The 23,323-nt window shown below is 45.2% G+C and carries 22 protein-coding genes and 1 riboswitch; of the genes, 7 read left to right on the top strand and 15 right to left on the bottom strand.

Translation table 11 applies throughout. The features are described 5' to 3' along the window. Positions 1-24: 24 nt before the first annotated feature. On the bottom strand, positions 25-915 hold the full coding sequence (gene cysM / locus BZG23_RS15045; RefSeq protein WP_077607407.1) for a cysteine synthase CysM: 891 nt from the start codon (positions 913-915) through the stop codon (positions 25-27). Between the two features lie 244 nt (positions 916-1,159). Between cysM and cysP the strand changes: the two genes are divergently transcribed. The 4 genes from cysP to BZG23_RS15025 are packed head-to-tail and all read left to right on the top strand — an operon-like array spanning position 1,160 to position 5,103. After that, on the top strand, positions 1,160-2,164 hold the full coding sequence (gene cysP, locus BZG23_RS15040) for a thiosulfate ABC transporter substrate-binding protein CysP (protein WP_077607401.1): 1,005 nt from the start codon (positions 1,160-1,162) through the stop codon (positions 2,162-2,164). A 23-nt stretch (positions 2,165-2,187) separates the two neighbouring features. After that, positions 2,188-3,054 carry a sulfate/thiosulfate ABC transporter permease CysT gene (gene cysT, locus BZG23_RS15035; protein WP_077607400.1) on the top strand — a complete coding sequence of 289 codons (867 nt, stop codon included), beginning with the start codon at positions 2,188-2,190 and terminating at the stop codon, positions 3,052-3,054. A 9-nt stretch (positions 3,055-3,063) separates the two neighbouring features. Further along, entirely contained in the window at positions 3,064-3,972 is a 909-nt protein-coding gene (gene cysW / locus BZG23_RS15030) for a sulfate ABC transporter permease subunit CysW (protein ID WP_077607399.1), read from the top strand. A gap of 3 nt (positions 3,973-3,975) precedes the next feature. Then, the gene (locus BZG23_RS15025; RefSeq protein WP_077607398.1) at positions 3,976-5,103 is read left to right on the top strand and encodes a sulfate/molybdate ABC transporter ATP-binding protein; all 1,128 of its coding nucleotides are present in this window, start codon (positions 3,976-3,978) and stop codon (positions 5,101-5,103) included. 58 nt (positions 5,104-5,161) lie between these two features. Here the strand turns inward: BZG23_RS15025 and BZG23_RS15020 are convergent, their stop codons facing one another. The 6 genes from BZG23_RS15020 to BZG23_RS14995 all read right to left on the bottom strand — a co-directional run bounded on the left by BZG23_RS15020 (position 5,162) and on the right by BZG23_RS14995 (position 14,612). Beyond that, a complete protein-coding gene (locus BZG23_RS15020; RefSeq protein ID WP_077607406.1) occupies positions 5,162-6,643 on the bottom strand; it encodes a putative bifunctional diguanylate cyclase/phosphodiesterase in 1,482 nt (493 codons plus the stop codon). Positions 6,644-7,011: 368 nt separating this feature from the next. Further along, entirely contained in the window at positions 7,012-7,806 is a 795-nt protein-coding gene (locus tag BZG23_RS15015; RefSeq protein WP_077607397.1) for a peptidylprolyl isomerase, read from the bottom strand. A 51-nt stretch (positions 7,807-7,857) separates the two neighbouring features. After that, positions 7,858-8,538: a respiratory nitrate reductase subunit gamma gene (gene narI, locus BZG23_RS15010; RefSeq protein ID WP_077607396.1), complete on the bottom strand. Its 681-nt coding sequence runs from the start codon at positions 8,536-8,538 to the stop codon at positions 7,858-7,860. A gap of 2 nt (positions 8,539-8,540) precedes the next feature. After that, positions 8,541-9,305 (bottom strand): nitrate reductase molybdenum cofactor assembly chaperone, encoded by a 765-nt coding sequence (narJ, locus tag BZG23_RS15005; protein ID WP_077607395.1) that lies wholly within the window; start codon positions 9,303-9,305, stop codon positions 8,541-8,543. A gap of 5 nt (positions 9,306-9,310) precedes the next feature. Then, complete coding sequence (gene narH / locus BZG23_RS15000; protein WP_077607394.1) at positions 9,311-10,837, bottom strand: nitrate reductase subunit beta; 1,527 nt, start codon at positions 10,835-10,837, stop codon at positions 9,311-9,313. A gap of 1 nt (position 10,838) precedes the next feature. Continuing rightward, complete coding sequence (locus tag BZG23_RS14995) at positions 10,839-14,612, bottom strand: nitrate reductase subunit alpha (RefSeq protein ID WP_077607393.1); 3,774 nt, start codon at positions 14,610-14,612, stop codon at positions 10,839-10,841. Between the two features lie 252 nt (positions 14,613-14,864). Here BZG23_RS14995 and BZG23_RS14990 point away from each other — a divergent pair, with 252 nt between their 5' ends. From BZG23_RS14990 to moeA, 3 genes are read left to right on the top strand one after another with little or no spacing between them, the layout of a single operon-like run. Then, entirely contained in the window at positions 14,865-16,742 is a 1,878-nt protein-coding gene (locus BZG23_RS14990; protein WP_077607392.1) for a histidine kinase, read from the top strand. Then, positions 16,735-17,394, top strand: coding sequence for a two-component system response regulator NarL (gene narL, locus BZG23_RS14985; RefSeq protein ID WP_077607391.1), 660 nt, complete (start codon positions 16,735-16,737; stop codon positions 17,392-17,394). Before BZG23_RS14990 ends, narL begins: the two co-directional genes overlap by 8 nt. A 1-nt stretch (position 17,395) precedes the next feature. Continuing rightward, positions 17,396-18,628, top strand: coding sequence for a molybdopterin molybdotransferase MoeA (gene moeA, locus BZG23_RS14980; protein WP_077607390.1), 1,233 nt, complete (start codon positions 17,396-17,398; stop codon positions 18,626-18,628). A gap of 42 nt (positions 18,629-18,670) precedes the next feature. On the opposite strand, the gene BZG23_RS14975 is transcribed toward moeA, so the two are convergent. From BZG23_RS14975 to BZG23_RS14940, 8 genes are all read right to left on the bottom strand, one after another. Next, positions 18,671-19,126 (bottom strand): molybdenum cofactor biosynthesis protein MoaE, encoded by a 456-nt coding sequence (locus tag BZG23_RS14975; protein ID WP_198532190.1) that lies wholly within the window; start codon positions 19,124-19,126, stop codon positions 18,671-18,673. Positions 19,127-19,128: 2 nt separating this feature from the next. After that, entirely contained in the window at positions 19,129-19,374 is a 246-nt protein-coding gene (locus BZG23_RS16955) for a MoaD/ThiS family protein (RefSeq protein ID WP_077607388.1), read from the bottom strand. Continuing rightward, positions 19,367-19,843: a cyclic pyranopterin monophosphate synthase MoaC gene (gene moaC / locus BZG23_RS14965; protein WP_077607387.1), complete on the bottom strand. Its 477-nt coding sequence runs from the start codon at positions 19,841-19,843 to the stop codon at positions 19,367-19,369. Before moaC ends, BZG23_RS16955 begins: the two co-directional genes overlap by 8 nt. Before the next feature lie 2 nt (positions 19,844-19,845). After that, positions 19,846-20,382, bottom strand: a complete 537-nt coding sequence (gene moaB, locus BZG23_RS14960; RefSeq protein WP_077607386.1) for a molybdenum cofactor biosynthesis protein B — start codon at positions 20,380-20,382, stop codon at positions 19,846-19,848. Next, a complete protein-coding gene (gene mobA / locus BZG23_RS14955; protein ID WP_077607385.1) occupies positions 20,375-20,959 on the bottom strand; it encodes a molybdenum cofactor guanylyltransferase in 585 nt (194 codons plus the stop codon). The genes moaB and mobA overlap by 8 nt, the downstream gene beginning before the upstream one ends. A 4-nt stretch (positions 20,960-20,963) precedes the next feature. Further along, positions 20,964-21,935, bottom strand: a complete 972-nt coding sequence (moaA, locus tag BZG23_RS14950) for a GTP 3',8-cyclase MoaA (protein WP_077607405.1) — start codon at positions 21,933-21,935, stop codon at positions 20,964-20,966. Then, positions 21,924-22,080: riboswitch (molybdenum cofactor riboswitch) on the bottom strand. (Overlaps the previous gene by 12 nt.) A gap of 70 nt (positions 22,081-22,150) precedes the next feature. After that, entirely contained in the window at positions 22,151-22,699 is a 549-nt protein-coding gene (locus tag BZG23_RS14945; protein ID WP_131825384.1) for a hypothetical protein, read from the bottom strand. Beyond that, positions 22,690-23,313, bottom strand: coding sequence for an MFS transporter (locus tag BZG23_RS14940; RefSeq protein WP_077607383.1), 624 nt, complete (start codon positions 23,311-23,313; stop codon positions 22,690-22,692). Before BZG23_RS14940 ends, BZG23_RS14945 begins: the two co-directional genes overlap by 10 nt. Positions 23,314-23,323: the final 10 nt, after the last annotated feature.

The following is a 23,323-nucleotide window of genomic DNA, read 5'->3' as shown; positions in this document are numbered from 1 at the left end:
TTTTTTATGCTCGCCAGTAAACGGTTACGAGAATAACCCCGACGACAAATACCGATCGCCGCGATCGCAAATAATGGMTACCACCACAGAGCCGGGTTCGGCTTTCGCGACTTGCAGGGCAGCAAACACGGCACCACCCGAGCTAACCCCCGCACAAATACCCTCTTCTCTGGCGAGGGTGCGCGCGGTCTCTTTCGCATCTTGCTCGGAAATATCCATCACCTCGTCGATGTGCTCGTCGGTATAGATGCCGGGGAGATATTCAGCCGGCCAGCGGCGAATACCAGGGATCGCACTCCCTTCGGTAGGCTGTAAGCCAATAGTTTTAATCGCGGAATTTTGCGTTTTTAGATACTTTGAGGTTCCCACAATGGTGCCTGTGGTGCCCATGCTGGCAATAAAGTGGGTAGTTTGTTGCTGGCTTTGTTGCCAAATTTCTGGCCCCGTACCCGTTAAGTGCGCCTGCCAGTTATCCGCRTTATTGAACTGATCCAACACTTTGCCCTTGCCCTGTGCYTGCATGGATAAMGCYAAATCRCGMGCGCCCTCCATMCCCGMCGCTTKAGAGACGAGRATCAACTCACTGCCATAGGCWCRCATSGCATCTTTGCGCTCCTGTGTGGCGTTTTCAGGCATGATTAAAATCAGTCGATAACCTTTAATCGCCGCCGCCATCGCCAACGCGATCCCTGTGTTGCCACTGGTCGCTTCAATCAAGGTATCGCCGGGTTGGATATCACCCCGCGCTTCTGCCTGCACGATCATATTGAGTGCGGGTCTGTCTTTCACCGAACCGGCCGGATTATTACCCTCGAGTTTGACTAAAACAGTGCTGCCTGTCTCTGCGGCTAACCGCTGCAAGCGCACCAAAGGGGTCTGACCCACATAGTCTTCAAGCGTGGGGAAATCAGCCACGTTGTTTACCTCTTCATGTTTCATGAATTGCCTGCCTGATGGATGCTCTCAACACCGCGTAAGACACTGTCTACCGCCACATCCTACAAGGAGGCTTGATACGACACGCAGACATTTTTTCACTAACATATACAAAATGGTTATATTTAAACTATTTTTTATTCCCTTCAATTGCTTTTATTCTGTGACCTATCCCAACTTTCTTTGCTGATAACAGCAACAAACGGCCATCAAGGATTTAACAATGAAGGTATTCAAAACTCTGGCTCTTTCGGCCTTGCTTGCCACCAGCGCGGCGCCGGTATCTGCCGCCGAGCAAACCCTCTTGAATTCGTCTTACGATATCGCACGTGAGCTTTTTGCTGATTACAATCCGCTGTTTGCAGCGCACTGGCAAGAAAAAACCGGAGAGTCGGTGACCATTAAGCAGTCGCACGGTGGATCCTCGGCGCAGGCGCGCGCCATCATGCAAGGGCTGCAAGCAGATGTGGTCACCTTCAACCAAGTCACGGATGTGCAGGTGTTGTACGATCGCGGCAAGTTGATCGATAAAAACTGGAAAGAGAATTTCCCTAACAGTAGCTCGCCGTACTACTCCACCACCGCGTTTTTGGTGCGCAAGGGCAACCCAAAGAACATTAAAAATTGGGATGATTTAGCCAAGGACGACGTTGCCTCTGTCTTCCCAAACCCAAAAACCTCTGGTAACGCCCGTTATACCTACCTTGCCGCACTCGGTTATGCACAAAAGGCATTCGGCAAAGATAACACCGAGCAGCAAGACCAATTTTTGAAACAGCTTCTCGCCAATGTGGCGGTGTTTGATACCGGCGGCCGCGGCGCAACCACCTCGTTTGTTGAACGCGGAATTGGCGATGTGCTGGTCACCTTTGAATCAGAGGTCAATAATATCCGCCAGCAATATGGCAGTGATAAATACGATATTGTGGTGCCTAAAACCTCGATTTTGGCCGAGTTCCCCGTCGCCGTGGTCGAGCGCAACGCCAAACGCAACGGCACTACCAAGCTGGCGACCGAGTATTTGTCTTACCTTTACAGCGAAAAAGCACAACGCTTACTGGCCGATTTTAACTACCGCGTCCATCATCCTGACGTGGTCAAAGACAATGCCGATCGTTTCCCTGAAGTCGAACTGCTGACCGTAGAAGCCATCGCAGGGAGTTGGGATCAGGCCATGAAAACGCACTTTGCCAGTGGCGGAAAACTCGACCAACTACAACGCCGTTAATGTTTTCTAGGTATTGAGACGCTATGCCATCGCTATCGTATCAACGCCAATCCACACCTTGGGCAGCACGTCAGCAGCGCGTGCTGCCCGGGTTTGGCATCAGTTTGGGCGTGTCTTTGCTGTTCATCAGCTTAATCCTGCTGTTACCGGCCAGCGGCCTTATCATGCAAACCAGCCAAATGAGTTGGCAAGAATACTGGTTTGCCATCACTGACCCACGCATTGTCGCCAGTTATAAAGTCACAGCCGTTGCGGCGCTGATTGCCTCACTACTAAATGGTGTGATTGGCCTGCTCTTTGCGTGGGTCCTGGTGCGATACGATTTTGCGGGCAAACGCTTGGTCGATGCGCTGGTTGATTTGCCGTTTGCACTGCCTACCGCCGTTGCCGGTGTCACGCTCGCCACCCTGTACGCCGATAACGGCTGGATAGGCAGTGTGCTTGCTAACGTCGGTATCCAAGTTGCTTACACGCCGCTTGGGATCGTGATTGCCATGATGTTCACCAGCTTGCCGTTTGTGGTGCGTACCGTCCAACCCGTGTTGGAGGAAATTTCCCAAGAGGAAGAAGAGGCCGGTACTGTGCTCGGGGCGAGCGACGCTGCGGTATTTTGGCGGATTATTCTGCCGACCATCAAGCCAGCGTTGTTAGTCGGTGTGGCCTTATCGTTTACCCGCAGCTTGGGCGAGTTCGGCGCGGTGATTTTTATTGCTGGCAATATGCCCTACGTCAGCGAGATCACGTCGCTGATGATCTTTGTTCGCTTGCAAGAGTTTGATTTTCCAGCGGCTAGCGCCATTGCCTCGGTGATCTTGATGGCATCCCTGTCATTGTTGTTTGCCATTAACCTTTGGCAAGGTCGCTACTTAAAGCGCATTCACGGGCGATAAGGACACCTTATGAGTAGAAACACGGTGAGAATCGGTGATACCCCATGGATCAGGCGCAGTTTAATCGCGCTTATGCTGCTGCTCGTGGCGTTGGTGTTGGTTGTGCCACTGGTGAGCATCTTTTCCATTGCCTTCGCCGATGGCATCGCCAGTTATTTTCAGCATTTACTCGCGCCCGATACCCGCCACGCGATTGGCCTTACATTGTTGGTGGCCGTTCTTACGGTGCCCATCAACCTCGTATTTGGCGTGATGTTGGCATGGGCCGTCACCCGCTTCCAATTTCCGGGGCGAAAACTGATCACCACCTTGATTGATATCCCGTTTGCCGTGTCGCCCGTGGTCGCAGGCTTACTCTATTTGCTGCTGTATGGCAGTAACGGCTGGCTAGGCGCATGGCTATTTGAGCATGATCTTCAAGTAATGTTTGCCCTACCCGGCATTGTGTTGGTCACTATTTTTGTTACCTGCCCTTTTGTCGCCCGCGAGCTGATCCCGCTCATGCAACAGCAAGGGCAAGCCGAGGAAGAAGCAGCGGTGGTGTTAGGCGCATCATGGTGGCAGCTTTTTCGCCGCGTCACCTTGCCCAATATTAAGTGGGCCCTCATCTACGGGGTCATTTTGACTAATGCGCGCGCCATCGGCGAGTTTGGTGCGGTCGCTGTGGTGTCAGGCAGCATTCGCGGTCAAACCAATACCCTGCCTTTGCAGGTACAGCTGCTCTATGAGGACTACCAAACCCAAGCGGCGTTTGCCTGTGCGTCATTACTTGCCTTTATGGCACTCGCCACCTTGGCGCTAAAAGCTTTGGTGGAATGGCGTCAGTATCGTGTGCACGCCAATACCGCGCCAATGGATGAAAGCAGTGCATCAACGCCTGCCCACTTAACCTTACAAACGAACCAGAGTGAGCCGTAAGCCATGCGCATTCAACTGAACGATATCACCAAACACTTTGGCCAATTCCAAGCGTTATCGCCGTTATCACTCACCATTGAGCAAGGTGAAATGATGGGGCTGCTTGGCCCCTCAGGATCCGGGAAAACCACTTTATTGCGTATTATTGCCGGATTAGAAAGCAGTAACAGCGGCCAGATCCTGTTTGGAGAGCGCGATGTCACCCGCGTTCATGTGCGAGATCGCCGTGTCGGGTTTGTTTTTCAAAACTATGCCTTGTTTAAACACATGACGGTGGCGGAGAACATCGCCTTTGGCTTGCAAGTGATGCCGCGGCGCGAGCGTCCTTCACCGGCCACGATGACACAAAGGGTTAATCAACTGCTTGAAGTCGTGCAGTTAGGCCACCTGGGCCAGCGGTATCCCGAACAATTATCAGGCGGGCAAAAGCAACGTATCGCGCTGGCGCGAGCGTTAGCGACACAGCCGGAAATCCTGTTGCTTGATGAGCCATTTGGGGCATTAGATGCCCAAGTGCGCAAAGAGTTACGCCAATGGTTACGCCGACTGCACGATGAAATGGCTTTTACCAGTGTGTTTGTTACCCACGACCAAGACGAAGCACTGGAACTATCGGATCGCGTGGTGGTGATGAGTAATGGTCAAATTGAACAAGTCGACAGCCCGGTTGATCTATATGCTGCGCCGAAAAGTCGCTTTGTGTTTGATTTTTTGGGGAATGTAAATGTCTTTTCCGGCGCCTATCAACAAGGCGTCTGGAAAAATGGCAATGCCTTTATCCAACCCAAATTAAACACGCACACCCAACAATCAGGCACTTTGTATGTGCGCAGCCATGAGTTAACTCTGGCCGATAAACCCAATAGCCAACTCTCGCTGCCCATGCGTGTGGTCTCTATCAATCCAGTCGGTGCCGAGGTGCGGGTTTCACTCGCTCCACAAGGCTGGGAGAGTGAACAACTGTGGGAGGCCACCTTGACCCATCATGCGTGGCAAGCCGCAGCGTATCAAAAGGGCGATACCGTGTATGCGATGCCGCACCGCGGATACTTTTTCAACGGCACTGACATGGAGCCACAACGCCTTAATTGGCCATTTTTGGCGAAAGATAGCTTGGTATACGATATTTAATGGTTTTGCGGGTAAATCTTGGCGGTGCTTTATCAACTCTCTACTCAGTATCCGCCTTTCAAACAGACATCGCCACTTTCAATTCGGATAGCGAAGAAGGGTAGCCTAGGTAATAACCTTGTGCATATTCGCACTCAAAGCTTTTCAACAATGCAAGCTGAGTGTCCGTTTCCACGCCTTCAGCCACCACGTTAATGTCAAGTCGTTTGGCAATATCAATAATACCTGCAGTGATCGCTTTGGCACGACTGTCGGTTTCCATCGATTGGATGAAACTGCGGTCAATCTTGATCTCATCGACGTTGATTCGGTTAAACATCCCTAAAGAGGTATATCCCACACCAAAATCATCAATGGAGAAGGCCACGCCATGGCGTTTGAGGGTATCAACCACTCGTGCGCACTCAAGAATATCATCAAGTGCCGCGGTTTCGGTTATTTCTAGGCACAGGTAACGCGCAAATTCTGAATTCAATTGCAAGTAGTCATCAATACGCCGGATCGCACTCTCACTATTAAACTCAACCGCAGAAATATTAACCGACACACGCTGAATGACAGTTCCCAACAGACCGCTATCATGTAACTGCTTGGCAGCTTTTTCGAGCACGAGCGCCGTTAGGTCTTCGCAAAACCCCTGCTCTTCGGCAAGCGTGATAAACGTACTCGGTGGCACCACACCATAGGTTTCATGGGTCCATCTCGCCAATACTTCTAAGCCGGTTAGCTCGCCTGATGCCAAGCGATATTGCGGCTGAAAGACAACCTCAATCTCTTTGTTATTGATTGCAATCCTGAGTGCGGAAACGAGCTGCCTACGCTTTTGAGCTTGCTCAGTTAAATGAATATCATGATACGTTATCGCCCCTTTGCGCTTTTTGGCATCATTCAGGGCGCGCGTAGCCGCCGTCATCAAGGTGGCGGCATCGTCACCATCTGGCCCAAATAACGCCACCCCTATCGAGCAAGTGGCTTTTTGATCGTATCGTTGCAAATGACGATGACACTCACGGTGCAACCTATCAATATAAAGGGCCATATCGCTGGCACCGTCTAACGCTACAAGGCAGGCAAAGCGGTCTGCATGGACGCGCGACGTGAGTTTATCGAATAGCGTTGATACCTCAATGGCATGAGCCATGTCAGACAGCAGGTGATTAGTACGTTCAAACCCAAGTTTATTGGTGAGTGATGTAAACCCATCAATGTCGATAATCACCAAAACATACGAGGTTTGTTGCTCCCGTGGGGCAAGCAAGGTATCCACATGACGCATAAACACTGACGGGCTGTGCAACCCTGTGACACTATCAATGTCACTCGCTCGCTCTAACGCTAGGTGATTCCTTCTTGCCAGGTTCCAGAGCATAATCGATGTCACCACCACAAAGAAATGCCCTTTAAATGCTTGTGCTAATTCATGCATCTCTAGATTCGTTGATAAGGCAGTCACCACGCGATCGGAGAATAAGATCCACAAAGTCGCAAAAAAGAAATAGATAAACGCCAGCTTCAGTGCGTAGTAGTTCGTTTTTTTCATTGTGGTTCCCTGCTTGCGAGCAATGGTTTTCATATCATTCTAGTCGATATCTAAGTTATCGAAACCTCCCTTGTTCGTTACTTACATCAGCTCTTATACTTCTAAAGCCGCTGTTTCGCCATGCGTTTGCCCGATATTGCATCAAAAAAGAGAGCCTAGTGAATCCAATGTGACAGCACTACAACCAAGAGTTACGTCAATAGCCGGCTATTATAGAATAGTTATAGGCTTTCTCTCAACGACAGCAGCAAGCAAGAGACAAAAACGAAGAGCCGTTAGACTCATGAAACCTCATAATGGCTCGATTGTGGCTGTGGCCAAACTAATATGCCACTAACTGCATGCAGTTAACAACAAACTGTATACATTTATTGCATAAGTGGTGAGTTCTCTATTTGAAAATCAAACCCTTTAATATTTGCCGCTATCAGCAGGCTTTGGATATATTGAGCGAGATTCTTACGCTTTACTTTCTCATCCAGATAAAGGGAAATAGAGTTTTTGACCATATCAAAGTCAATTTGACGGCCTTCAACTCGCCGATGAATACTCGCAACATGAACACCATACCGAGTTTCAATGGGCTTATTCACCAACCCCACCGAAGCCTTGAATAGTTGCTTTTCAAACTCTGGAACTGTTTGACCTTGTGTAATTTGCCCCAAGCTACCTCCCTGCCGGGCTGAAGGACAATCAGAGTGTTTACTCGCAATCTCACCGAAAACAGCTTCTTGGCGTTGTAGCATTCCAATGAGTGACTCTGCTAGTTCCAAGGCTTTTGCTCTCTCTGCTACGTCCTCAGGCGGACACGCTAAAAGTATATGGTTCACCTCCAATAGCGGCGCTGTACAAAATTTCTCTTTGTTGGTTTGATAGTATTGATAACACTCTTTCTCAGTTGCGGAGGGGTACAGCCCCTCCGTCTGAATCAACATCTCTATCACATCATACTCTTCTGTGGGTAGCAGAGGTTTACCTCCATCCCAAAGCGATAATTCAGTGGCGCGCTGTTTCACCACTTCGTTAATTATTAATGCCTCTGCCGCTTTGACCATTGCCTCACGCTTTGTCTCAGCCGGGTGATACTGTACCTCTTGCATAAGTAAACTTGCGTCTAGTTCAATACCATTTACGGTAATCTTGGGTACATCTGAAACCTTCATTACAATACTCCTTTCTTGGAATAGGCAAGCCCTATCAAGGCTTGCCTATTTTTATTTTTGTCGCACAACTTGATACTGCCTCGTCAAATATTCAACTGGCACACTCCAAATATGTACTAACCGGCTAAATGGGAACAATAGGAATAATGTTATACCCCAAAAGACATGTGCGCGGTAAATCCAATGAACGTCAGATATAAAGGTTATAGCCTCTCCCGGCCTAAAGGTTAATAAGTACTTTGACCATGTCATTAAGTTTTTCATCTCTTCGCCATCCATGTGACCGCTCGATACGAAGATTGACAGTATTCCAAGGATCAATTGGAGGTAGATAACGAGTACAATGGCCGTGTCCATACGAGAGCTCGTTGCCCGCACTCGTTCATTGAACAAACGTCGATATACCAAATAACTCAACCCAATAAAGCAAAGTATACCAAAGAACCCTCCGGCTCCCATTGCGATCAATTGTTTGGCTTTCAGTGAAACACCTAACATGTGCCACACTTCATAAGGTATTACTAGCCCTCCAAAATGACCAAAGAAAATACCAATAATGCCAATATGAAATAAGTTGCTTGCTACGCGGAAATACTTATTTGATAGAATCTGACTTGAGCCCGCCTTCCAAGTATACTGGTCTTTGTCATACCGTATGAGGCAACCCAAAAAGAATATCACTGATACTATATACGGGTAGATTCCGAACACTAACATATCGATAAAATTCATAGCTAGGCTCCTCGTGCATTACTATTTTTGTGGCGCGCATCCATGGGTGACCAATTAAGTGGTACGTCACAATCTTTACGCTGCTTTTCTGTAGGCCGATACTTGTTAGTTGGGCATCCGCCATTAATCTCATCACCACCGAACGTAACCGCTTCCTCTTCCCAAACTTTATCGAGCTGTTTTGCCGTATGATCCTCAGACTCATTTTGCACTTGCTCACGAAGCTCTGAAATATCGACACTAGCACCACATAGCTTTAGTAGGCTCCACATGAGTGTCGAATAGTTAGATCCACGTTTCTCTAGCCGCACAGCAAGTAAGCTTAAGACAGGGACTATATCTTGAACCCATCCTATCGACTGCTCTCCTTGTGTCGATACAAACTCAAGAAATAACGGCAGATGATCGGGAAGCTCATTCGCTGCAATTTCAAGCCCTGCTTTCTCATATTGGGCAAGTAAATCAACCATAGCTTGCCCTCGGTCACGCGACTCACCATGAATGTGTTCGTAAATCAGTAACGATAATGAACGCCCTCGCTCAAACAGCCCATCATAATCAGATTGCCAATCAAGTAATGGAATTTCACTATAATTCTCAATAAAGCCAGTCAAGTTAAGTTTGGCGTCTTGAGGCAGCGGGCTGTTATCGACTATGTCGATGAGCTCTTGACGATAAGGGTTAAGACCCGCTTCAGGATACTCGAGTAACCGACCAATCAGCGCAATCAATTGCGCTGCACTGCTCTTCGCATTTTGTTCATTCATTAGCTCTACTCCTGTATCTCCACGGGAATAACTTCACGCACTGTCTGGCTCTTACCACCAAATAAGTCAGTGTCACTTCCTGAACAGCCATTACCAAACGTAAAACCGCAGCCACCTTTAATGTCATATGCATTCTCTGCATATTGAGTATGGCTAGTCGGTATCACAAAACGATCTTCATAGTTAGCAAGGGCCATTACTTGATACATCTCTTCAATTTGAGGTTGCGATAGGCTCACGGCATCCAAAACATCCAGGTTTTCCTCGCACTCAACTTGCTGGCTCCGTTTATATTCACGCATTGCCATCAAGCGTTCCAGAGAGCGGATCACCGGCTTCTCTTCACCAGCAGTAAGTAAATTGGCGAGATACTTGACTGGGATTCTTAACGACTTCAAGTCGGGAAGAACATCGCTTTTCTCTACATCACCAGCCTCAATAGCGGATTGAATCGGTGATAATGGCGGCACGTACCAAACCATCGGCAGTGTTCGGTACTCTGGGTGAAGCGGTAATGCTACTTCCCACTCCATGGCCATCTTATAAACCGGAGACTGTTGCGCAGCTTCGATCCAATTAGAAGCTATACCTTCCTTTTCCGCTTCCGCAATTACCTTGGGGTCAAAGGGGTCGAGGAAAATATCGCGTTGAGCCTGATACAAATCTTTGTCATTGGCGACAGATGCTGCTTGCTCAATTTTATCCGCATCATAAAGCATCACACCGAGATAACGGATTCGACCTACACACGTCTCTGAGCATACTGTTGGTTGCCCTGCCTCAATACGTGGGTAGCAAAAAATACACTTTTCCGACTTACCGTTTTTCCAGTTGTAATAAATCTTCTTATAGGGACAACCAGATACACACATCCGCCAGCCACGACACTTTTCCTGATCGATAAGGACAATACCGTCTTCTTCTCGTTTATAAATGGCACCACTTGGACAAGAGGCGACACAAGCAGGATTAAGGCAGTGCTCGCACAAGCGAGGCAAATACATCATGAACGTATTTTCGAATTGTCCATAAATATCCGCCTGAATTTGATCAAAGTTTTTATCTTTTCGGCGTTTTTTAAATTCGGTTCCGAGGATCTCTTCCCAGTTCGGGCCCCACTCAATTTTCTCCATCCGCTTGCCTGATATCAACGAGCGTGGGCGTGCAACGGGCTGATGCTTGCTTTCTCCTGCACGGTGAAGGTGTTGATAGTCAAAATCAAAAGGCTCGTAGTAGTCATCAATTTCAGGAAGGTCCGGGTTCGCGAATATATTGGCCAAAACGCGACGCTTTCCACCTTGTTTAGGTTCTAGCTTTCCATTCTTATGGCGAATCCATCCACCATTCCACTTTTCTTGATCTTCCCAATCTTTTGGGTAACCAATTCCRGGTTTGGTTTCTACATTATTAAACCACGCATACTCCATTCCCTCGCGAGACGTCCAGACGTTTTTACAGGTCACCGAACATGTATGACAACCGATACACTTGTCGAGGTTCAAAACCATTCCAATTTGAGCTCTTACTTTCATACTATTTCTCCAACTCGCGAAGGTTGTCATCCAGCATGTCTTCGCTATCGTCATCTAACCAATCAATGTGATCCATTTTACGAACGACAACGAATTCATCTCGGTTACATCCCACCGTACCGTAGTAGTTAAATCCATATGATTGCTGGGCATATCCGCCAATCATATGAGTCGGTTTTAGAGTGGCGCGGGTCACTGAGTTATGAATACCACCTCGTGTTCCTGTAAGCTCTGAACCAGGGATATTTACAATCCGTTCTTGCGCGTGATACATCATGCCCATTCCTTCAGGAACGCGTTGGGAAACGACTGCACGCGCAGCAATAGCGCCATTAGCATTGAAAGCTTCGATCCAATCGTTATCTTCGATGCCCGCCAATTGCGCATCAACTTCTGACAACCAAATAATAGGTCCACCACGAGACAGCGTGAGCATGAGTAAATTATCTGAATATGTGCTGTGAATACCCCATTTTTGGTGTGGCGTAATCCAATTAAGCACAACTTCTTTATTGCCATTGGACTTCATTCCCAACACGGTCTGGGTCGTTTTTAAGTTGACTGGCGGCTTGTATAGACAGTGCATCTCGCCAAAATCACGCATCCATTGGTGATCTTGATAGAATTGCTGTCGTCCCGTGATAGTTCTCCAAGGAATTAATTCATGAACATTAGTATAACCAGCGTTATATGAAACATGCTCATCTTCTAACCCTGACCAAGTCGGAGAGCTAATAATTTTTCGTGGTTGAGCAACAATGTCTCTAAACCGAATTTTTTCTTCCTCTTTCGGTTTAGCCAAATGTGTATGATCTAGGCCTGTCACTTTACCTAGTTGCTCCCAGGCTTTAACGGCGACTTGGCCATTGGTTTCCGGTGCCAAAGACAGCACAACTTCAGCAGCGTCAATGGCTGACTCTATTTTGGGTCGTCCTTTGTTTACACCGGAACCAGAGTGGGTGTGATTTAGCTTGCCCAGAAATTCAACCTCATCTTGGGTGTTCCAGCTAATGCCCTTGCCACCGTTTCCTAGTGTATCCAGAAGTGGCCCTAATGATGTGAACTTTGCATAAGTGTTCGGATAGTCTCGCTCTACCACCATCATATTCGGAGCAGTCTTGCCAGGAATGAGATCGCATTCCCCTTTCCACCAAGCTTTAATATCAAATGGCTGAGCAAGCTCACCTGGGGTGTCGTGCTGCATAGGCACAGTCACGATATCGTTTTCAACACCGAGGTGCCCTTCGCACTGTTGTGAAAATGATTTCGCTATGCCTTTGAAAATATCCCAGTCGCTTTTAGACTGCCAAACAGGATCTACGGCTTTCGATAAAGGATGAATAAACGGATGCATATCCGATGTATTGAGATCATCTTTCTCGTACCACGTTGCTGTCGGGAGAACGATATCTGAATATAGGCATGTGGTAGACATTCTGAAATCAAGCGTTACCAATAGATCTACCTTTCCTTCCGGCGATTGCTCGTGCCACTTCACATCTTCTGGTTTTTCTTCCCCTTCTTCTCCTAGGTCTTTCCCAAGTAAACCATGCTTTGTTCCCAGAAGGTGACGAAGCATATACTCGTGTCCCTTGCCTGACGATCCAAGTAAGTTCGAGCGCCAGATAAACATGTTTCTTGGATAGTTCTTAGGGTTATCAGGATCGAGGCATGCAAATTCGATATTCCCCGATTTTAACTGCTCGATCGTATAGGATTTCGGATCTTTGCCCTGGCGCTCTGCTTCTTTACAGATCTCAAGAGGGTTAGTGCTCAATTGCGGGGCAGAAGGAAGCCAACCCATCCGCTCTGCGCGGGCATTAAAATCAATCACTGAGCCCTCCCAGTCTTTCTTGTTTGAAAGAGGAGAGACAATTTCACTCATACGCAGCTTCTCGTAGCGCCACTGATCGGAATGGGCGTAGAAGAAAGACGTGCTGTTCATATGACGAGGGGGTCTGCTCCAATCGAGCCCGAATGCAAGAGGAAGCCAACCCGTTTGAGGACGGAGCTTTTCTTGTCCCACATAATGCGCCCATCCACCACCGCTTTGGCCAATACAACCGCACATAATTAGCATATTGATTAACCCACGGTAGTTCATATCCATGTTGTACCAGTGGTTTAGTCCCGCGCCGACGATAATCATAGAGCGGCCGCGAGTCTTCGCAGCAGTGTCAGCAAACTCACGAGCAATTTTGATCACATCTTTCTGTGGCACACCAGTAATTTGCTCTTGCCACGCGGGTGTATAAGGTAGGTTATCACCATAGCTGCTTGCGCAGTTCGGGTCGTCAAAACCATTGTCGACACCATAGTTTGCCAATGTTAAATCGAAAACCGTTGTTACCCACACTTCTGATTTATCGGCAAGTACAACTTTCTTCGCAGGCACTCGGTGAGTCGTGATCTCATTATGATCAGTGTGTTGGAAATATCCCAACTCGTGCTCACTGCCACCAAAGTAAGGAAAATTAACGGTCACCACCGCATCATGGTCATCTTTTAAGCTCAGGCGTAGGCACACTTCGCGATTACTTGCCCCATCTCGTTGGTCAAGGTTCCATTTCGCTTCGGCCTCTCCCCAACGGTAACCAATTGATCCTTTTGGCGATGTCAAAGCGTTGGATTTTTCATCAATTGCGATCGTTTTCCACTCAGGATTATTATCTTGTCCCGCTTTATCATCCAGATCCGATGCACGAAGAAAACGCCCTTGTTGCAAACCGCCATCTTCCGATGCCTCTAGCATCACAAGCATCGGCATATCTGAATAGCGACGAACATAGTCTTCAAAATATGGGGTGGTCTGGTTGACATAAAACTCGTTCAGAATAACGTGTCCGAATGCCATACTTAGTGCGGCGTCAGTTCCTTGTTTAGGTGCCAACCATTGGTCGGTCAGTTTTGCGACTTCGGAATAATCTGGCGTGATACCGATAACCTTAGTGCCCTTGTAACGCACCTCGGTTAAAAAGTGTGCATCTGGTGTTCGCGTTTGCGGGACGTTTGACCCCCAGCAAAGTATGTAATTTGAGTTGTACCAGTCTGCAGATTCTGGTACGTCCGTCTGTTCACCCCAAATTTGCGGCGACGCGGGGGGCAAATCACAATACCAATCATAAAAACTTAAACAATTGCCGCCAATTAAAGATAAGTAGCGGGCTCCTGCCGCATAAGAGACCATGGACATCGCAGGGATCGGTGAAAATCCAAAAATACGGTCCGGACCATACTCTTTCGCGGTATAAACGTTTGAGGCTCCGATGATTTCATAGACTTCATCCCAATGCGCACGAACGAATCCACCCATACCACGTTTCTCTTTGTATTCACGGGCTTTCTTTGGATCATTGACAATCGATGCCCACGCATCCACCGGATTAGCGTGCTGTTTCTTAGCTTCTCGCCACAGTCTAATTAAACGCTTACGCACCTTCGGATATTTAAGCCTATTGGCGCTGTATATGTACCAAGAGTAGCTCGCACCACGCGGGCACCCTCTAGGTTCATGATTAGGAAGATCTGGGCGTGTTCTCGGATAGTCTGTTTGCTGTGTTTCCCACGTCACCAATCCATTTTTTACGTAGATTTTCCAACTACATGAACCCGTGCAGTTGACCCCGTGGGTCGAACGTACAACTTTGTCATGCTGCCATCGTTGCCTATAACTATTTTCCCACTGGCGAGGCTCTGCTGTGGTAACACCGTGTCCATCAGAAAACGTTTCTCGTTTCTGGGTGAAATAACGTAGCCGATTTAGAAATTGGCTCATGCCTGACTCCTGTTAGATGGCTTAACTAATACGCCGTTAACGCTATACGCTACACTGTGATCAGTTTTAAACTCATTTCAGAATTTACTCGTGTATATATGAGTAGACGCCAGCAAAAGGGATTACGCAAGGCAGTAAAAGCAAGGAAAAACAGGCAACTACCCACAAAGAGGTATGGGTGGGTATCTAGTAAAAAACTTTATTTTCAATAAAATAGAAAGCTGAAAAGATTAATAGACGGGCTGTATTATCATGAACAATTACTTAGAGGTAACCCCTGGTGAGCAGGGTATAAACCAGCCTATTGGCATTTTTGACTCCTTAGTATTTAAAATAGGCACGCTATTGATAATGATTAGCGTTATCGCTCTCATTAGTATGGTTTCAGCCGTGTATATTTCAGATAATGCTCAAACTGACGCCTATGCCATCAACTTGTCTGGCTCAATGCGTATGCAATCTTATCTTATATTGAATAAAAAAATAACCAGCAATAAACAGAATGAGATAGGCCATTTAATCGATGAATTTGAAAGGAAGTTATCTAATCCTATACTATTAAAAGCCACCAAACAAACTACAAAAACAAAACTGCATGATTCTATCTTACACGACTGGGAAGATGAAATTAAACCATTGATATTAGAATCACCTCTGACAAAAAAACAGCTTAGTGTTCTAGAGGAAAAACTAAACGCTCTCGTTTCCAAAATTGACCATCTAGTAAAAACATACCAAGTACACGCTKAAGATAACAATCGTTTAATAAGGCAGATACAGGCAGCCTCTCTTTTAATCACAATTTCATTTATATTTTTAGCTATTTACATGGTCAACCACCTCATCAGGCGCCCACTCTCTGATTTAACAATAATAGCCAACAAAATAGGTCAAGGTGATTATACTGTTCAAGCTGATGAGCACGGCCGTGATGAACTATCAATTCTTGCTAAAACCATCAATAGAATGGTCAGAGCCATTAATGACTCACATCTTCGTATGGAAGAAAAAGTACGTGAAAAAACAAAGCAACTAGAAAGAACTAATGAATCTATTCAGCTTCTTTACTCCATTTCCAATAAATCCAATCACTCTCATGAAAGCAACATTGACTTTCAGCCACATCTTTCGAAGCTGTCAGAAGTAACAGGCATTGAGGGATTAGAACTATGTCTGATGACAGAAAACGGCACTAAACCCTACCATCATTTAAATACTAAAAAAAATATTTTGCCGTTAACTTGCCGCAATCGCGACTGTAGTGACTGTGTAAGCTTCGAAAACCCCGTCGAATCTGAGGAGGCCTACACATTTCCTCTTGTCTATGATCATAATCATTTCGGTGTGTTGAACTGTGTGCCTGGTAGCCATGAATCACTGCAGCCCTGGCAATCACAGCTTATTCAGTCTGTTGCCGAACAGTTCGCGATTACATTAAGTTTAAAACATCGCCAAGACGAGGGACGGCGATTAGCACTCGCTCGTGAGCGCACTGTAATTGCACGTGAGTTACATGACTCTCTCGCACAAGCACTGTCCTACTTAAAAATACAAGTTGCTGTATTACAAAAAGCGCTCAATGATCCGTCGGTTGATATCAGCATTGAAGACACTATTTCAGATATAAAAACCGCGTTAAATGGCGCATATAAGGAGTTAAGAGAATTGTTGACCACCTTCAGGTTAAAACTTGAGGGTAGTAGCTTACACGAGGCACTCCAGGAAAGCTTTAAACAATTGTCAGATCGTTTCAGTGACAAAGAAATCAAGTTTAATAATGAAATAAAAAACATGCCCTTTTCAGCTACAGAACAAGTTCACTTACTACAAATAGCTAGGGAGGCAGTACAGAACGCTATCAACCATTCCGAGGGGGATGAAATCACTGTCTTGCTTACAAGTCACAAAAAAAGTGGCTATGTTACTTTGTTAATTCATGATAACGGCATCGGCATTGATACGTTAGAGAAAAAAGAAAACCACTATGGTCTTGCCATTATGAAGGAAAGAAGTAGAAGCCTAAAAGGCAACCTTGTAATTGGTAACCACCCAGAAGGCGGTACAGAAGTTAGATTTGACTTCCAGCCTGAATTTAATATTCCTTTAGATGTAGAGAGAGTTTATGACTGAAAATTCATCAATCGGGACGATCTTAATGGTAGATGATCACCCAGTTTTTCGCAGAGGACTATCGCAGCTTTTTTCATTGGATAATGACTTAAAAGTTGTTGGAGAAGCAGACTCCGGTCATGATGCTGTCGGGTTAGTGACAGAGCTCGATCCAGATTTAGTAACACTGGACCTCAACATGGACGGTATGAATGGCCTGGAAACCATACAAGCACTCAGAGATTCTGGTTATACAGGACGCATCATCATGTTAACTGTCTCTGACCAAGATGATGACGTTGTCGAGGCAATACGACTAGGTGTTGATGGCTATTTATTAAAAGATATGGACCCTGATGATATCGTCGAGTCCATTAAACAAGCAGCGGTGGGAAAAATGGCAATCAGCCCTAAACTCACACAGACACTTGCCGGCGCGCTACGTCAACCAGCCTCGCACAGTGATCAGCGATCATTGTCTACTCTCACTGCCAGAGAAAAAGAAATCATAAAACTGATTGCAAAAGGTCTCAGTAATAAACTTATTGCGAGAGAGTTGGATATATCTGACGGAACCGTCAAAGTACATGTCAAACACCTGCTAAAAAAATTAAATTTACGCTCCAGAGTGGAAGCTGCGGTTTGGATGGTTAACGAAGACAAAGAGGTTTAAAATGGAATGCTGTAACGAAGCGTCTGCGTTAACAGTCGAAGACGCACAAGAAAAAATAGTTGATACTATTCAGTGTAAAAAAAGCACAGAAGTTGTTCAGTTAGACAATGCCGGTAATCGATACCTAGCTGAAGATATTTTTGCTCCCTTTGACACGCCTTTTTTTAATAATTCAGCAATGGATGGCTTTGGATTTATTCATAACGATTTCCAGCATCACAACGAATTTAAAGAGGTTGGAGAGTCATTAGCTGGACATCCCTTCATGGGCTCAATCAAAAGCGGCGAATGCATCCGTATAATGACAGGGGCTATGGTTCCAGAAGGGATTGACACTGTTGTAATGAGAGAAAAAGTATCGGTGCAAGATCAAAGAATCCAAGTCCACACTATCCCTCAACTCGGACAAAACATTCGCTTAAAAGGAGAAGATATAAAAGAGGGGCAGGTCGTACTCGAAAAGAATAAGAAGATAAATGCTGCCGATATAGCCATCATGGCCACTTTAGGTGTTACAGAGGTCACGGTGTACCAGCCTGTCACTGTGGCTGTCTTTTCTACCGGTGACGAAATTATCTCAACCGATGAGCTTCAAGGTTCCGGGCTTATTTACGATTCAAATAAGCCAATGCTTATTCACCTACTCAAAGAATATGGCTTTAATGTTTTAGACCTTGGGATCATTCCAGATGATAAAGACGCGATAGAATCCGCGATTAATAAAGCGGAGAAAGCCGATGCAATTGTAACATCTGGAGGCGTATCGGTTGGAGATGCAGACTTCACAACAGAAGTGCTTAGCGAAAAGGGAGATATTAATTTTTGGAAATTAGCGATTAAACCTGGTAAACCCTTCGCTTTTGGGCTTGTGGGAGCCACCCCATTCTTTGGATTACCGGGCAACCCAGTATCAGCATTACTAACATGCCAGATCCTAGCAATTCCTGGTTTGTTAAAACTAAGCGGTTGTGCCGCTATTTACCCACAATGGCTCACCGCCACCTTAACAACACCACTTAAAAAACATCCCGGGCGCACAGATTTTCAACGTGGTATCTATTCGATCAACGATCAAGGGCGTCTCAGTGTCGCAAGCTCTGGGCCACAAGGCTCTGCACTACTTATGTCTGTATGCAAAGCTAACTGCCTGATCCGATTACCGAAAGATAGTGGAGATGTAGAGAAAGGCAGTCACGTTGAGGTACTTCCCTTTAGCTTTATTCCTGGCTTATAAAATAAGAGGGTGGCTAGATAACGCCACCCTCATTTCCAATTATCAATACCAGCGCAGAGCAGCTTGTTTGTCAGAGGATTTGGCATTCACCCATGCCCATCCTTGCCCCTCTATGTTCTCTTTTTTCCACAAAGGCACTGATGTTTTTAGCTGATCCATTATAAAGCTTGCTGCCTCGAAGCTATCTTTTCGGTGTTTGCTGGACACGCCAACAAATACGATAGGCTCACACAATCCAATCACACCTACGCGGTGAATAATGGAAACCTTTTCTACCGCACGCCATCTAAGTTTAACCTCCTCAACAATCTCCATCATTGCTTTATTTGTCATGGAAGGATAGCTTTCTAAATATATCTCTTTAACACCCATGTTTGCTTCGGAACTGCCACGCACACGACCAGTAAAGGTAACAATAGCACCACATTCACTACTACTTTCAGTCAACTCTTGCGTTAATACATTGATATCGAGGGGTGCCTCTTGGATTCGATACACTGTCAGCCTCCCGTAACTGGGGGAAAAAAAGCGACTTCATCATTTTTATTGACCGTGAAGGCACTGTCTACGATCGTATGATTGACTGCAGATATCACTTCAAGATCATCAAGCCATTGGAAGCAACTCTCTCTTTCAATAAGGTGCGTCCTTAACTGAGACACGGACAAGGGTGTCGGTACTTCAAGACTAATAGCGGTTTCCCCAACACGCTCCCGTAGCAGACCAAAAAACCTCACTTCAACCATGTTCCACCCCGCTATCACCTGATTGTCCGCCTGATTTCTCTAGGACGTAAATACCTTCAATAACCATTTTTTTATCAACAGCTTTACACATATCAAACAAGGTAAGAGCAGCCACGGAAACGCCAGTTAGCGCCTCCATCTCGACCCCTGTTTTATCATCCAAAATACAGCCACAAGTAATCTTGACACCACCACTGACATAATCAAAATCTACCCAAACTTTCGATAAATTAAGTGGATGGCATAGTGGGATAAGATCCGAGCATTTTTTAGCGGCTTGGATAGCGGCTATCCTAGCAGTCGATAGCACATCCCCTTTTTTTATCTGATTCTCTTTGATTAGCGCGACAGTAGACGGTGACATTTTTACAGTGCCCACTGCAATCGCTTCGCGCCGAGTTATATCTTTATCACCCACATCGACCATATTCGCTTGGCCAGCAGAGTTTACATGGCTAAAATCACACATATTTACCCTCTCGACGCACAGTTACTCGCATTGGCAATATGGGGGACAAAGTTACACGGGCCATGCTCCGCATCCAACTGTTCCTTGATTAACATATTCCAGCCCGTTTTACATGCACCAGTAGAACCAGGAAGCGCAAATATAATCGTTCTATTAGCGACACCCGCCACACAGCGAGATTGAATGGTTGATGTTCCTATTTCTTGATAAGACACCAACCTAAAGATCTCACCAAAACCTTCAACGTCTTTGTCAAAAAGAGGTTTAATAGCTTCCGGTGTTGAATCCCGTTCACTGAACCCTGTTCCGCCAGTGATTATGATGGCAGAGATCGAGTCGTCAGCGATCCATCTAGAAACAACCGCTCTGATGTCATAGATATCATCACGCACAATCAGGTGCTCACTCACACTGTGACCGGCTTCTTTCACTGATAAAGATAGAAAATTCCCTGATGTATCATTAGTGCTATTTCTGGTATCAGAAACAGTAAGCACTGCAACATTCAGAGCAATAAAATATGAGGTATGATCAGCCATTTACACTCTCCAATAGATGTTTCGCGTAGAGCCAGTCTCCAGGCGTATTACAATTATGTAGCTCATGACTCTGTATGTATAAGTCACCTGAACTTACTGCGAGTTTTTCACACGCTCGGTTAACAGAAAGATCTCTATTTTCCTTTATCACTTCACCAATAATCTCTTTTTCGCGTTTACGATTCATCATAACTAAAGGAAAAACGTTATTTTTAGAAATTTTTTTTGACTCATTACTTCTTTTAGCCTCATGAACCAATGAGGTTATTGTTAATGATGTTACAAGTGGCATATCTATAGGTATAAAAACGAGTATGGCGTGAGGAAAGTAAGTCATTGCAGAATAAATACCACCTAAAGGACCGCGATTTGAATATATATCGCGAATATCACTGTATTCTTTTTTATCCGCGCAAATAAGAACTCTATCGCATATTGACTGTCTCAGTATAACGGCTTGCCGCTCAATAAGGCTTTGGGCACGATGAGTAAGAAGCGCTTTGTCTTCCCCCATCCTTCTAGACAATCCACCTGCCAGCACCACGCCGACAATTTCTTTCTCTTTATCATTGATCATGATACTAGCCACCTAACATTGCTAGGTTTTTTGTTAACCCACTTTCGCCATGATGTAAGAAATGACTCTCTCGCTTATACTGTAACAAAGCTTCGACCTGCTCTTTCGTGCCCACAACGTCTCCTCGACACAAGTTGTCCCTTAGACTTGATGCGCTACTAGCAAAAAGACATAGATGTAAATTTCCTGTAGAAGAAACTCGAAGACGATTACAAGACTTACAAAAGTCGTCACTATAAGGCATGATCAAACCAATTTTCCCTAGGTAGTCAGGGTGAAAGTACTCATCAGCTGGACCTGCGTTGGCTTCTTTTTGTGTCTTTTTCCAGCCTTGATCAATAAGACGATTTTGCAGTACCTGGCCACTTACGTGTTGATTTCGATGGAAATTACTATTATCACCCGTGCGCATCAACTCAATAAACCGCCAGGTGACTTCTTTATCTTTTGTAAAAGCTAAAAACTGCTCCCATTGGGCTAAATTGTATTCTTTCATCAGAACTGTATTAATCTTCACTGTATCCAAATTGTTGTCTAGCGCGAGATCAATGGTATCTATAACCGACTGCAGCTTTTGTTTCCCTGTTATTGCTCGAAACTGGTATGGATCTAGTGAGTCAGCACTAATGTTTAATGCTGACAGTCCTGATTTAATATACCCGGGTAATGTTTTAGAAAGGTTAAAGGCATTAGAAGTCATCGCGACCTTTTTAATACCCGTTGTGGATGAAGCAATTGCGATAATATCACGAAGATCTTTTCTTAAAGTCGGTTCTCCACCTGTTATTCTAATTTTAGAGGTCCCCAACAGAGAAAAGGCGTGCAATAAAGTTTCAATCTCTAGCAATGACAAGTCATTTTGACCAGCATCACTATCATTACCATTGGGCAGACAATAGTTGCAACGGAAGTTACACAAGTCTGTTACCGATAGGCGCAGATATTCAAACCTACGACCAAATGCGTCATACAGCATGTCAACACCTTTCCAAATCCGGGAGGCTGGCTGGTTTCCCAAGCCAACCCGGTAGTATCTATTAAATACTACGGCTCATCGCTCATATACAAGCGCGCATGTGCCTTGTACGTAGATAGTGATGTGCTTCGGGTTGATTAAAGCTTTACTATAGCTTTGAGTATCTCAAAACTATATAGTCCTTAATGTATACCCACAAAGGAGTATGAAACAACTCATTGATTTATATATTTTTTGGCTGCAATTGACAAGATTATTAATTTCAAAGAAAGTAAAAAAATGATTACATAAGACATGTCTGGATAAAACATAATGATCGATATAGGGATAGACATTGAGAAAAATGCGCTCAGCGCACCACTCACACCAAAAAACGAAAATATATTCTGATGCAGACTGCTCACCTCCTCTTCGTATAAGGAAGAGGAGAAAGACATCGCCATTCCTGACTCAACCCCAAAGATAAACATGAAAAACAAATAGAATGAGATGTATAACACAAAAGACTCTTCTATTCTGATCCCGGTCATAAAGAAAAAAAGGAATACGACAACAACAAATGCATTTATGGTAAAAAATCGTTTAATATCAGATTCACCCTCAGTAATAAAGTTACCTAAAGCTTTACCAATTACACCCATGATCGGTATAAAAAATGCGTAATCTAGTGGGTTTACACTTTCAAAATATAAGCGAGTAATAAACGGAAACACAAAGGTTGCCCCCAATAAAAAAGCAAGCGAACTTCCATAAATCACTGCCAAAAAAAGTCTTTCTTACACAGCTTACAAGTAATTATCTCATCTGAATTAAGGCGACCCCTAACGCTTTTAACCGAAAACAACAGAATGAAAAACAACACAATTATTAATGGAACACATATAAGTGGGTATAGATACAATAAATCGCGACTTATATCACTTTGATAAAAAACAAGTCCGATAAATAATGAGAGCGAAAAACCAACACCACCGACACTATCAGCATAAGTAATCCGAGATGCTACATCATGCTGAGTAAACCTTAATGCCATAAATCGCATTACGGTGGCTGAACTACCAGACGCTAACCCTGTAAAGCTAGCTATGGCCAGCAACATGATGTAATTATTGCTAGGAAAGAGTAGAATTGCAGCCATCCATAAACATGGAAAAACCAGGAGAAGTGTAGAAATAAGCAGCCAGTTCACCACACCAAAAATTGTCGCTAAGAAGCCCCAAAGAAGTCGCGACAACCCACTCCCCAAAAAACAAAATAAGATAAGTATAAGCTTAGAAATGAACGTTAGATTATATCCATGATCTGGTAGATTCAAGACGACAACGGGCCACGCTCCCCAAACTAAGAAGGAGATAAATAAGTGAATGATAATTACCATCGTTATCTCC

Origin of the sequence: Salinivibrio sp. ML290 (assembly GCF_001995695.1) — a bacterium.
GTDB classification, from domain to species: Bacteria; Pseudomonadota; Gammaproteobacteria; order Enterobacterales; family Vibrionaceae; genus Salinivibrio; species Salinivibrio siamensis.
The sequence above is the reverse complement of the archived record's forward strand: the minus strand, read 5'-3'. Positions and strand labels throughout refer to the sequence as shown.